Source organism: Novosphingobium subterraneum, assembly GCF_000807925.1.
GTDB classification, from domain to species: Bacteria; Pseudomonadota; Alphaproteobacteria; order Sphingomonadales; family Sphingomonadaceae; genus Novosphingobium; species Novosphingobium subterraneum.
This window is the reverse complement of sequence record NZ_JRVC01000017.1, coordinates 19,059-31,117: the sequence shown is the minus strand read 5'-3', so window position 1 is coordinate 31,117 and position 12,059 is coordinate 19,059. Positions and strand designations below refer to the sequence as shown.

Below are 12,059 nucleotides of genomic sequence, written 5' to 3'. Positions count from 1 at the left end.
GGCACGATGATTGCTGGGCATGGGCATCTCCAGTCTGGATGCCTGAAAATGACCAATCGTAATCCTCTTGCCAGTACCCTTGTCGCCAGTGCGATCATTGCCTGCGCCGCTGCTGCGCCCTCTTCGGCGCAGAGCTCTCCGTTCCACGATCTCGTTGCGATCGACCGCGCCGTGGCGGCTTTTACCGGCGCCGGTATCGGTGAGCCAGGTGGCGCAACGCTGCCGGTTGACCGCCGTCTGCGCCTTGCTGCGTGCCGCTCGCCCTTGTCGCTAGACTGGCAGGGCAACCGGCAGGATACTGTTCTCGTCCAATGTCCCGATGCCGGAGGCTGGCGGCTTTTCGTGGCGCTATCCGGCAACGCCCGGCAAGCTCCTGCCGCTGCACCGGCAATCTCCCGCGGCGAAGCGGTAACGATCACCGCAGCGGGCGAGGGATTCTCGGTCGCGCAGTCAGGCGAAGCTTTGGATTCGGGTGCCTTGGGCAGCTGGATACGCGTGCGGACCAGTGCTCGCGCCACCCCGATCCGCGCGCGTATCGAGCGGCCCGGGCTTGTCGTCGTGCCTATCGACTGACGCCCGCGATCGCCAATTTTAACAAACCGGCAAAAATTTTCCGCTCCCACCCTTAAGAGATCGGCAAGACCACCGTTCTTGCCTGTATCAAACGCTAGGAGCGGAACCATGTCACCTATTGAAATCGGTGCATCGCGCCCGGTTGGGCCGGTGCAGGTCAGTACGCCCAAGTCCACGAAGGCTGCAGTGGCGGCCCCGACCGTCGACAATGCCCCCGTTGCCGATGCCGGCGCAGCTGCACAGATCGAACGCTCTGTCGCACTCGACGCAGGGCAGGCCGCGCCGGTCGATGCCGAGCGGGTCAAGGACATCCGGCACGCCATCGAGACCGGAAACTACCCCATCATCCCCACCAAGATCGCCGACGCCATGATCGCGGCCGGCATGCTGCTGAGGACTGCACAGTAATGGCCACCTCTACCGTTGCTCGCCCATCGGACCTTCGCGAGACGCTTCGGCAGATGCTTGCCGTCCTGCAGCAGGAGCGGCATGCGCTTGCCGGGCTCGATCTCGACATGATCATGGGCTGCGCGTCGAACAAGGCGGATCTGTGCGGCACGCTCGCCGATGTCGACCAGACCCTGGTGGACGAGGAATGCCGTGGCCTTCTTGAAGCCGCGCGCCGCCAGAACGAGGCCAATCGCAAGGTCCGCAACCTGATTGCGGCCAATGTCTCGGCCCGTCTCGACGCGCTTTCGGGATCGGCGCCGCTCTACCGCGCGAACCCGCAGGTCCACCGCCTTCGCACGGCCTGATTTCCGGGCGCTCCCAAATTGGCACGCCCCTTGCTGAACGCTCTCCGACACGCCGCCAACCTGCGGCCGGAAGGACAGTTCAGTGAGTTCAGCCGAGACCTTTGCCTTACCCCAATCCCCGGCCGCCATCAGCGGAGCCGGGGTAAGCGTGCGTGGGGCGATTGCCGGGGCCGCGCAGGCTACGGGCACCGACTTTGCCTATCTCATGGCGCAGGCCAAGCTGGAGTCGAGCCTCGATCCGTCCGCCCGGTCGCGCACATCGAGTGCTTCGGGGCTCTACCAGTTCACCACCGGAACCTGGCTGCGCACGCTCGAAAAGCATGGCGCCGAACACGGCCTCGCCTGGGCCAGTGACATGATCCGCAGCGGCGCGGCGAGCGATCCTGCTGCCCGCGCCCAGTTGCTTGCACTGCGTTTCGATCCGCAAGTCGCCGCAACGATGGCGGGTGAGCTGGCGGGCGACAATGGCGATTACCTGAGCGGGGTGCTCGGCCGACAGCCTGACCATGCCGAGCTTTACCTTGCCCATTTCTTCGGAGCCGAAGGGGCAGGGCGCTTCCTGACCGCCCTGGGCAACGATCCCTCGCAATCAGCCGCCGCCTTGCTGCCTTCGGCAGCGGCTGCCAATCGCTCCACCTTCTACGACCGCAGCGGATCGCCGCGCTCGGTCAGCGACGTCATGTCCCTTATCCGCAACCGCATGGCAGCAGCCAGCGAGGGTGCAAGCGGCGACGAAGCGCTGCAATGGGCCGCGAGCTTGGGCGTCACCCCGGCCACGGCGCAGGCGCAGCAATTCACCGGCGGACCGATCGCCCGCGAATTCCAGAGCGCGGCGGCAGGTAGCGGCAATCCTGTGCCGGCGGCAGCCAGCTCGATGGCCGATACACTCAAGCAGGCCTTCGCCCTCAACGACGGCGCATCGGCGCCCGCGCATGTGCGGCAGGCCTATGGCCGCCTTTCGGCAATGGGGCTCTAGGCCATGCTGAAGCGCTTCGGCTCCCCCGCCGCGATGGCCTTGCCCGCTGGCATCCTCATGCTCATCGTCCTGATGGTCGTGCCGATCCCGGCCATCCTGCTCGACGTATTCTTCGTGCTGAACATGGCGCTTTCGGTCGCCATCCTGATGGCGGCGATGAATGCTGAAAAGCCGCTCGATTTCTCGGCGTTCCCCTCGGTCCTGCTTTTTGCCACGCTGCTGCGTCTGGCACTCAACGTCGCATCCACACGCATCGTGCTGGTGAATGGCCATGAGGGCGGCGCGGCAGCAGGCCACGTCATCGAGGCCTTTGGCGCGTTCCTGATCGGCGGCAACTTCGCGGTCGGCCTGTTCGTCTTCATGATCCTGATGATCATCAACATGGTCGTCGTCACCAAGGGCGCGGGCCGCGTCTCGGAAGTGTCCGCGCGCTTCACGCTTGACGCCCTGCCGGGCAAGCAGATGGCGATCGACTCCGATCTCGCCGCTGGCCTGCTCACGGCCGATGAAGCCAAGGCACGCCGCCGCGAAGTTGCGACCGAGGCCGATTTCTACGGCTCGATGGACGGTTCGTCCAAGTTCGTGAAGGGCGATGCCATCGCCGCGCTGCTGATCCTGGGGGTGAACATCATTGCCGGCTTCTGCCTCGGCATGATCAGCCACGGCTTGACCGCATCCCAAGCCGCAGAGTTCTATATCACGCTCGCCATCGGCGATGCGCTGGTGGCCCAGGTCCCCTCGCTCCTGCTCTCGATCGCCGCTGCCGTGATCGTCACCCGCGTGTCGGACAGCCGCGACCTTACCGGCCAGATCGGCGGCCAGTTCGCCAACCCTGCCATCTGGCTGCCCGTTGCCGTGATCATGGGTGCGATCGGCGCGATTCCGGCGATGCCGCAGATCGTGTTCCTGCCTGCCGCCGCGCTTGCCGGTTGGCTGTGGTGGGCGCTCAAGAAGCGCGCCGAACGCCCGGTGGTCGAGCCCGTCGTCGCGCCAGAGCCGATCGATCCCAACCGCATCACGCTCGAGGATGTCAGCGACCACACCCTTGTGACCATCGAGATGGGCTATGGCCTGATCCATCTGGTCGACGAAAGGCGCGGCTCGCCGCTGGTCGCCAGGCTCACCGGCGTGCGCAAGCAGCTCAGCCAGGCCTTCGGCTTCATCGTTCCCCAGTTTCGCGTGCGGGATTCGCTGGAACTTGGCGCCAACGCCTACCGCATCCTGCTCGGCGGCGTGCCCGTCGGCGTTGCCGACATGCGCCCCGAAAAGATCCTCGCCATCGATGCGGGCGACGCCAGCCCGGACCATGGCCTGCGCGGCGAAGCCACCCGCGATCCCAGCTTTGGCTGCCCGGCTATCTGGATCGATCCGGCGCAGCGCGATCTGGCCATTGCCGAGGGTTTCCTCACGGTCGATGCCAGCACCGTGGTCGCCACCCATCTCAATCAGGTTCTGGGCGACCGTCCCTCGGCGCTGCTCGGCCCTGACGAGGTCAAGGCCATTCTCGAGGGCGTCAAGGAACGCGCCGCGGGCCTTGTCGAGACGATCCATCCGCAGCCGATGTCCCTGGGTGCGCTTACCCGCCTGTTCCATGCCCTGCTCGACGACGGCATCTCCATCGCCCACCCGCTCCCGATCCTTTCGGCGCTGAGCGAGGCACTGCAGCAGACCAACGACCACGATCGCTTGGTGGACCTGCTGCGCGCAGACCTTGGTGCCATGATCGTCGGGCGCATTTGCGGTCCTGACGAGTGCCTGCCTGTCGTCACGCTCGAAGCCGGGCTCGAACAGATGATCGTAGGCGGAATGCACGATCCTGCCACCGGCCAGCCGGTGATAGAACCCGATCTCGCGCGCGGCATCGGCGAGCGCATCTCCACGCTGATCGCCGAGCGCGGGCCCGCCGCGCCGTCGATTGCCCTGATCGTCCAGCCCCGCGCCCGCCGCCCGCTTGCCGCATTGCTGCGCCTGCGCGCGCCGAACTGCCTTGTCATGTCGATTTCCGAACTGCCGCCTTCGCAGCCGATCGAGGTCATCTCGGTCATCGGCGGAGAAGCACCGCCGCAACCTGCCCGTCCAGAGCTGCCTATCCCTGAGGGACTTGCCGCATGAAACACGACCATCGCGGTTTCGCCGCCGCCCGCGCCTATGCGAAGAACGAGGCCGCCGACAGAATCCGCCGCTTCCTGCCGCTGGTGAAGCGCCTTGCCTGGCACGTCCACGGATCGGGCCGAGCCGGGATCGAGATCGAGGACCTCATCCAGGCCGGCTTGGTGGCGCTGACCGAATGCGCCCAGCGCCACGATGGCCCCACCGAGGATGGCTTTGCCGCCTATGCCAAGCTGCGCGTGCGTGGCGCCATGGTCGACCTTGTGCGCCGCTCGACGCCGCTCTCGCGCTCGGCGACCGAACGCCGTCGGCTTCTGCGCGAGAAGATCACGGCGCTGACGAACGATCTCGGTCGTCCGCCCAGTGATGCCGAACTTGCCGCTGCCATGGGCCTGACCGAGCGCGAGCTGGCAGACCAGCAGGCCGCCGACGAACCCCTGCGCTTCGAAACCATCGACGATGCCTATTCCGACAGCAACGCTGCCTTTGCTGACGATCGCCCGGATGCCTTCGCCATGCTCGCGGATGACGAGATGCGCGGCGCGGTAGCGTCGGCGGTCGCCGACTTGCCGGAGCGGCTGCAGATGATCATTCAGCTCTACTTCGTCGAGGAACTGAACCTTGCCGAAATCGCCGAAGTCCTCGGCGTCAGCATCCCGCGGGTCCATCAGTTGAAGGCCCAGGCACTCGACAAGCTGCGGTCAGCGCTTGGCGAAGGCTACGATATTCTCTGACCCCGCTTGCCAAGTTCCCTGAGTCAGTTTAACCGATCAGTTAAACGTGCTTTGGGAGAGGCAGGAATGGCGATCAGGACCCGTATCACCGAAATGCTCGGCATCGAGCATCCGATCGTGCAGGGCGGCATGATGAATGTCGGCTATGCCGAACTGGCGGCTGCGGTCTCGAACGCCGGTGGCCTCGGCATCATCACGGCGCTGACCCAGCCCAGCCCGCAAGCCTTGCGCGAAGAGATCGAGCGCACCCGCGCAATGACCGGCAAGCCCTTCGGCGTGAACATGACGATCTTCCCGACCGTCAATTCGCCGGACTACAAGGCCTATGCCCAGGCGATCATCGATGGCGGCGTGAAGATCGTCGAAACGGCGGGCACGCAGGCCGTCCGCGAGATCTGGGAAATGCTCAAGCCGCACGGCGTGACGATCCTGCACAAGTGCACCGCCGTGCGCCACGCGCTTTCTGCCGAGCGCGCCGGGTGCGACATCATCTCGATCGATGGCTTCGAATGTGCTGGCCACCCCGGAGAAGACGACATTCCGGGCCTGATCCTGATTCCGGCGGCTGCCGACAAGGTGAAGATCCCGCTGCTCGCCAGCGGCGGCTTCGGCGATGGGCGCGGCCTTGTCGCGGCGCTTTCGCTCGGCGCCGAGGGCATCAACATGGGCACCCGCTTCTGCGCGACGGTCGAGGCGCCGATCCACGACAACGTCAAGCAGGCCTATATCGACAACGACGAGCGCGGCAGCTTCCTGATCTTCCGCAATTTCAAGAACACCGCCCGCGTCGGCCGCAGCGAAGTGTCCGAAGAAGTCGTCCGCCGCCTGTCGAAGCCCGATGCGAAGTTCGAAGACGTGCAGGAACTGGTCAACGGCCGCGCCGGCAAGCAACTGCTCGAGACTGGCGACTTGTCCAAGGGCGTGTTCTGGGCGGGCATGGTGCAGGGCCTGATTCACGATATCCCGACCTGCCAGCAACTGATCGACCGCATCGTCGGCGATGCCGAAAGCATCATCCGCGGTCGCCTCGGGGGCCTGCTGGCATGAAGATCGATGGTTCGATCAGCGCTGTCGTCACCGGGGGCGCATCCGGGCTCGGCCGCGCGACAGCACAAGCACTGGCCGCGGCGGGCGTGAAGGTCGCGATCTTCGACGTCAACGAGGAGCAGGGCGAAGCCGTGGCTCAGGCCATCAGTGGCCTGTTCTGCAAGGTCGACATTACCTCGGAGGACTCGGTCGTCGCAGGCTTCGCCACGGCCCGGGCGGCCCACGGGCAGGAGCGCGTCTGCGTCCACTGCGCGATGACCCATCGCAAGGGCAAGACCGTCAGCCGCAACCGCGAGACCGGTGAGTTCACAAGACTTTCGACCGAGGACTACGAGTACGCCGCGCAGGGCATCCTGATTGCCAGCTACCGTGTGGCCTCGCTCGCGGCGCTCGGCATGGCGAGCCTCGAACCGCTCGAAGATGGCGAACGCGGCTCGATCATCCTCACCGCCTCGGTCGCGGCGCAGGACGCGCAAGTGGGGCAGGTGGCCTACGGCTCGCTCAAGGCCGGGGTCAACGGCCTCGTCCTGCCGATGGCGCGCGATCTGATGGACCTCGGCATTCGCGTCAACGCGATCATGCCGGGGATCTTCGGCACGCCACTGCTGGGCCGGCTGCCCGACAAGGTGCTCGACAGCCTCAACGCTTCCGTCCCGTTCCCCAAGCGCCTCGGCAAGCCCGAGGAGTTCGCCAGCCTTGCCATGGAACTGGTCCGCAACAGCTACTTCAACGGCCAGGCGATCCGTCTTGACGGCGCGATCCGCATGGCCCCCCGCTGAGGATTTCCGCATGACCCACTCCCCGTTCCGTGACGACGTCCTCGCCGGAAAGACCGCGTTCATCGCGGGCGGCACCAGCGGCATCAACCTTGGCATTGCCAGGCGCTTTGCAGAACTTGGCGCCCGCGTGGCGGTGCTTGGCCGCAATCCCGAGAAGGCTGCCAACGCTGCTGCCAAGATCGGCCAGGACGCTGTATGGCGAGCCGCCGACGTGCGTGATTACGGCGCGATCTGCGAAGCGATGAAGTCCGTGGGCGATGAAATCGGCGCGCTCGACATTGTCATCTCGGGCGCGGCGGGCAACTTCCTCGCGCCCGTCCTCGGCATGTCGGCCAATGCCTTCAAGACCGTGGTCGATATTGATCTGCTCGGCACGTTCAACGTCTTTCGCGGCTGCCACGAACTGCTCAACCCCGGCGCCTCGCTGATCGCGATCACGGCGGGGCAAGCCGAACAGGCGATGGCGATGCAGGCCCATGCCTGCGCGGCCAAGGCCGGGATCAATCAGCTTGTCCGCACGCTTGCGATTGAGTGGGGCCCGGACGTGCGTGTCAACGGCATCTCGCCTGGGCCGATTGCGGACACCGAAGGCATGGCGCGTCTTGCACCCGACGAGACCACCCGGCAGGCACACTACGCCCGCATCCCGATGAAGCGCTGGGGTACAGCTTATGAGATTGCTGAAGCTGCAGTCTACCTGTCCACCCCCGCCGCCAGCTACGTGACCGGCGCAATTCTCGATGTCGACGGGGGCAGCTCGGTCGGCGATGCTTCAAGGACCAGCACGAGCAAAGGCCTGGCCTGATCTTGCTCCCCTCCCTCAAGCGGGAGGGTTGGAGGGGGGCACTCGTCAGCTGGCGTGTTCGCCCGTCAGGATCGGGTCGCCCACCTGCATGGTCCTGCCGTCGGTGACGATCACCTTGTCCCCAAGGCTGGCGATGCGGAACAGCTTTTCGGCAAAGGCATCGGGCACGCCAATGCAGCCATTGGTGGCATAGCCTTTTTCCACCTTGCTGCCGTGGATCGAGATACCGTCGTTGGTCAGGCGCATCATCCACGGCATTGGCGCGTCGTAGATGTTCGATACGTGGTCGGCGTCCTTTTCGGTGATCGGGAAAACGCCGGTCGGGGTCGGCTTCTCGCCATAGCCCTTGAGGATCGCCGCCGCACCGATCTCGTGCCCGTCGCGGAATACCGAGATGACCCGTGCGGCAAGGTCGACGGTCACCACCAGCGCGCCCGAAGCAGGTGCGCGGCTTTCGTCCCAGTAGAACTTGCCGAAGCGGATCGGCTCGTTGATCGGCAGGATCGACTTGACCACGAACGGCCCGTCGACCGGCTTTGGCGCCACGGCGGGAACGGGCTTGGGCACTGCGACAATGGCAGGCGCGGCTTCTGCAGTGCCGTTGCCAAAGGCGATTTGCGCGATGTCTTGTCCGGCGTGGAAGGCGAGCAGCGAAGCGGCGCCCGTGGCGATCATGCCCAACGGCATCCGCACCCAGCGCTTTGTCCACCAACCCGATTGCCCGGCCATTCGCGCCACTCCTTTCCCCTTAAGGAATAGGCGTTAACGCTTGGGGGTGCCAGTCCCGATCCGCCCGCGTCCCGCTGCGGGACGGCGGGGATTTGGCAGATTACCAAGCTTGGTTAACGCGCCCCAAGCGCCAGTCGGCGCCACGCCCGCTCCAGCGGACCTTGCCCGAAGCGCCGCAGCCACCACTGTGGCCAGGCCAGCATCGCCACCCAGCCCAGCAGCACGAACGCCGGGAGCCAGGCGCGCGGCATCTCCGGCCCAAGGCCAAGGCCGTACCCCGAGAAGATCGCCGTCATCAGCACGGTCGTCCCGAGATAGTTGCTGAACGCACAGCGCCCCGCGGCGGCCAGCGCCTTGCCGATCTGCCACTGCCGCACGGTTGGGAAGATCAGAACCAGCAAGGCGGCATAGCCCAGTGCCATCAGCAGGTGCGGCAGGGCCATGCCGTCCTCGATCGCCAGAAACATTGCCTGCGGCGGCCAGCCGTGCCCTTCCAGCCACCGCACCGCAATAACGGTCGGGACCCCACCGATGACAATGCCCGACCCGGCCAGCATTGCCAGCCGCCGGCGTGGCCAGCCCGTGAAGAACCCGCCGCGCACCATCGCCATGCCCAGCAGCATCAGCGGCACCGTCTCGGTGAAGGTTGAAAGCGTTGTGGTCAGAGGCTGGAGGGGGTTGTCGGTCAGCTTGAGCCAGATTGCCTGGAGGAACCCCGCGTTCAGCACAGCGGTGTCCTTTGCCACCGACGCGGCAATGCGCCCCACCATCGCGGCATGTCCGGCAACGTCGGGCTGGGACGCAGTGCCCGCCAGCACTGCCTGCTCGGTCAGCGCGCCGGGCAGGGCGGTCAGCGCTTCGATAACGTGAACCAGCACGTAGAAGGGCAGGGCGATCAGTACCAGCTGTCGCGGCTCCAGCCGGCGCAGCAGCAGCGCAGCCAAGCCGCACACCGCGTAGAGAAACAGGATGTCGCCCCACCACAGCAGCGCGAAGTGCAGGTAGCCGAACAGCGCGAGCCACAGCAGCCGCCGGATTTGCGCTACGTCAGGGTCCACGCCCTTGCGCTCCGCAGCTTGGGCGAACAGCACCATGCTGGCTCCGAACAGCATGCTGAACAGCGCCCGCATCTTGCCCTCGAACACCACGAAGGCAAACGCGAACCAGCCGTAAGAGGCAGGCTCGGCTCTGGGTATCGCCGGGGAGAAGGTGGCGAGCGAGGGCCCCCAGAACCCGGTGACATTGATCGCCAGAATCCCCAGCACGGCCACGCCGCGAAGGAAATCGATCGCGTCTATGCGGGCAGTGGCAGCGCGGGTAGGGGGAAGGTCTTCGTCCAAGTCATCAGGGCTTTACCACCAGGCAAGTGAAGCCACCAGCCTTGAGCGCGCCGCAAGCCCTGTCTGCCTCGGCCTGACCGGCAAACCCCCCGGCAAGCAGGCGCGTGACCGAACCGGACGGAAGATCGATGCGGCCGTGGCCTGCCAGTTCGGGTCGGGCCTTGACCTTGCTCCACAGCCCATCCGCATTGGACTTCACGCCGAATGCACCCAGCTGGATGCGCCAGTTGCCTTTGGCCTGTGGGGCAGGGGGAACAGGAGCAGCGGCAGCAGGCTTCGGCGCTTTGGGTGCGACCGGCTTTGCTGCCGGAAGTTCCGCCATTTGCGCAGCAGCCGATGGTGCCTTCACGATCGGCTTTGCTGCCGGGGCATTGCTGCCGACCACGCGCTTGGGGGCGGGCATTGGCACCGGATTGGCAAAGTCTGCGCCTGCGGTAATGATCGATGGCGGCACCTCTGTCTTCTCCAGCGAGCTCGTCGGGGTGCTCGGACGGACCGGCGCGGTCGGCATGGCCTTGGCACCCAGATCGGCCGCCGCAAACTGCTCCGCGCGCTTGGCTTGAGCCTTCTGTTCAAGGTCGGCCGCCAGCGATACGCCAAGCTGGCGCTGTTCGAGCGGAACCATGTTGTCCATCATGGCCAGCGCCCGCGTGGCCTGTTCCAGCCCGTTCGACGAGGCCCGGCTCATCAGGGCATAGGCGCGAACCCAGTCCTTGCCCACCGTGTCGCCATTGAAGTGCGCAATGCCCAGGATGTACATCGCGCGCGGCTCGCCGCGTTCGGCCGATGCCTGCAGGAAAGGCATGGCATCGGCCTTGCGGTTGTCCTGGAACAGCAACAGCCCCAGCGTGTCGGACGCCTTGATATGGCCCAGCTCGGCGGCCTTGCGATACCATGCTTCGGCGCGCTTCAGATCCTGCGGCACCCCTTTGCCCAGCTTGTAGGCCTGCCCCATGTTGAACTGCGCATCGGCATCACCCTTGGCAGCAGGGCCGAGCCATTCCTTCACCGCCGCTTCATGCTCCCCGCGCGACCACGCCTCGACGCCCGTCTTGGTATCGGCCTGTGCCGGAGCAGCGGCAAGCGTCATCGCCGCAGCGGTGATCGCCAGACTGGAATTGCGCTTGAAGTCTCTCATGGTCGCCAAAGTCCGTCCCGGTGGAATGCCAGTAAAAAGTCTTGTCCCGATCGTTCCTGCAACCCGCAGCCACCCCGTTCGGTCAGTGCCAGTTGCGATCCTGGCCTTGCTGCGCGAGCCGTATAGTCAACGAGGCGTTAGCGAAGTCTTAGCAACGGATTGTGGCTGAAAAGTGCAGTGGCCCCGACGTCTGGCCGTAGCACGTCGCCGATTGGCCATTCGCGGAATGGAACCGACGTTAACCGAAATTTCAGCCCGATCTGCGAATCCGGACGCGAAGAGAACGTGGCGTGCGCCTGCATCATTGCGAGGTGCGAATATCAGGGGGTTTGGCTTTGCGCGTACTGGCATTGGCATCGCAGAAAGGCGGATCGGGCAAGACTACGCTGTCCGGTCACCTCGCCGTCCAGGCCCAGCGCGCTGGAGCAGGGCCCGTCGTGCTGATCGACATTGACCCCCAAGGCTCCCTTTCCGATTGGTGGAACGAGCGCGAGGCCGAATTTCCGGCCTTTGCCCAGACGACTGTTGCCCGCCTCGCTTCCGACCTCATGATCCTGCGCCAGCAGGGCTTCAAGCTTGCGGTCATCGATACCCCGCCCGCCATCACCATGGCCATCCAGTCGGTGATCTCGGTCGCCGAACTGATCGTCGTGCCAACCCGCCCGAGTCCGCACGACCTGCGCGCCGTCGGTGCCACGGTTGACCTGTGCGATCGCGCCGGCAAGCCGCTGATCTTCGTGGTCAACGCCGCCACGCCCAAGGCGCGCATCACCTCGGAAGCCGCCGTGGCACTTTCGCAGCACGGCACGGTAGCCCCGGTGACGCTGCATCATCGCACCGATTTTGCTGCCTCGATGATCGATGGCCGCACCGTCATGGAATGCGATCCCGGCGGCAAGTCGGCGGCGGAAGTGGCTGCATTGTGGACCTACATTTCCGAGCGACTCGAAAAGAACTTCCGCCGCACCGTCTTTGCCGTGCCGCAGCAGGCCGCTGCCATCCCGATGGCAGGCGCGCCGCGCCCGATGGGTGGCTTCGGCCGCCGCGTCGTCGGTTCCTGAGGAGGCGCCGCCC

The 12,059-nt window shown here is 65.7% G+C and carries 13 protein-coding genes; 10 read left to right on the top strand and 3 right to left on the bottom strand.

Going from position 1 to position 12,059, the window contains the following annotated elements:
- Positions 1 to 48: 48 nt before the first annotated feature.
- The 9 genes from NJ75_RS15680 (at position 49) to NJ75_RS15640 (ending at position 7,778) form a co-directional block, all read left to right on the top strand.
- Positions 49 to 573: a flagella basal body P-ring formation protein FlgA gene (locus tag NJ75_RS15680; RefSeq protein ID WP_039336148.1), complete on the top strand. Its 525-nt coding sequence runs from the start codon at positions 49 to 51 to the stop codon at positions 571 to 573.
- A 108-nt stretch (positions 574 to 681) separates the two neighbouring features.
- Entirely contained in the window at positions 682 to 981 is a 300-nt protein-coding gene (gene flgM / locus NJ75_RS15675; protein WP_039336146.1) for a flagellar biosynthesis anti-sigma factor FlgM, read from the top strand.
- Positions 981 to 1,328: a hypothetical protein gene (locus tag NJ75_RS15670; protein ID WP_052242566.1), complete on the top strand. Its 348-nt coding sequence runs from the start codon at positions 981 to 983 to the stop codon at positions 1,326 to 1,328. Before flgM ends, NJ75_RS15670 begins: the two co-directional genes overlap by 1 nt.
- Positions 1,329 to 1,410: 82 nt before the next feature.
- Positions 1,411 to 2,304: a lytic transglycosylase domain-containing protein gene (locus NJ75_RS15665; RefSeq protein WP_231735589.1), complete on the top strand. Its 894-nt coding sequence runs from the start codon at positions 1,411 to 1,413 to the stop codon at positions 2,302 to 2,304.
- Between the two features lie 3 nt (positions 2,305 to 2,307).
- Positions 2,308 to 4,416: a flagellar biosynthesis protein FlhA gene (locus tag NJ75_RS15660; protein WP_039336142.1), complete on the top strand. Its 2,109-nt coding sequence runs from the start codon at positions 2,308 to 2,310 to the stop codon at positions 4,414 to 4,416.
- Complete coding sequence (locus NJ75_RS15655) at positions 4,413 to 5,147, top strand: sigma-70 family RNA polymerase sigma factor (protein ID WP_039336140.1); 735 nt, start codon at positions 4,413 to 4,415, stop codon at positions 5,145 to 5,147. The genes NJ75_RS15660 and NJ75_RS15655 overlap by 4 nt, the downstream gene beginning before the upstream one ends.
- A 66-nt stretch (positions 5,148 to 5,213) precedes the next feature.
- On the top strand, positions 5,214 to 6,194 hold the full coding sequence (locus NJ75_RS15650) for an NAD(P)H-dependent flavin oxidoreductase (RefSeq protein WP_039336138.1): 981 nt from the start codon (positions 5,214 to 5,216) through the stop codon (positions 6,192 to 6,194).
- Complete coding sequence (locus NJ75_RS15645) at positions 6,191 to 6,973, top strand: SDR family oxidoreductase (RefSeq protein WP_039336136.1); 783 nt, start codon at positions 6,191 to 6,193, stop codon at positions 6,971 to 6,973. Before NJ75_RS15650 ends, NJ75_RS15645 begins: the two co-directional genes overlap by 4 nt.
- A gap of 10 nt (positions 6,974 to 6,983) precedes the next feature.
- Positions 6,984 to 7,778, top strand: a complete 795-nt coding sequence (locus NJ75_RS15640; protein ID WP_039336134.1) for an SDR family oxidoreductase — start codon at positions 6,984 to 6,986, stop codon at positions 7,776 to 7,778.
- Positions 7,779 to 7,823: 45 nt separating this feature from the next.
- Here the strand turns inward: NJ75_RS15640 and NJ75_RS15635 are convergent, their stop codons facing one another.
- The 3 genes from NJ75_RS15635 to NJ75_RS15625 all read right to left on the bottom strand — a co-directional run bounded on the left by NJ75_RS15635 (position 7,824) and on the right by NJ75_RS15625 (position 10,985).
- Entirely contained in the window at positions 7,824 to 8,507 is a 684-nt protein-coding gene (locus tag NJ75_RS15635; protein WP_039336132.1) for a L,D-transpeptidase family protein, read from the bottom strand.
- A gap of 113 nt (positions 8,508 to 8,620) precedes the next feature.
- Entirely contained in the window at positions 8,621 to 9,847 is a 1,227-nt protein-coding gene (locus NJ75_RS15630) for a DUF418 domain-containing protein (RefSeq protein ID WP_052242565.1), read from the bottom strand.
- A 4-nt stretch (positions 9,848 to 9,851) separates the two neighbouring features.
- A complete protein-coding gene (locus tag NJ75_RS15625) occupies positions 9,852 to 10,985 on the bottom strand; it encodes an SPOR domain-containing protein (RefSeq protein ID WP_039336130.1) in 1,134 nt (377 codons plus the stop codon).
- Between the two features lie 335 nt (positions 10,986 to 11,320).
- Here NJ75_RS15625 and NJ75_RS15620 point away from each other — a divergent pair, with 335 nt between their 5' ends.
- Positions 11,321 to 12,046 carry a ParA family protein gene (locus tag NJ75_RS15620; protein WP_039336128.1) on the top strand — a complete coding sequence of 242 codons (726 nt, stop codon included), beginning with the start codon at positions 11,321 to 11,323 and terminating at the stop codon, positions 12,044 to 12,046.
- The last annotated feature ends 13 nt before the right edge of the window (positions 12,047 to 12,059 follow it).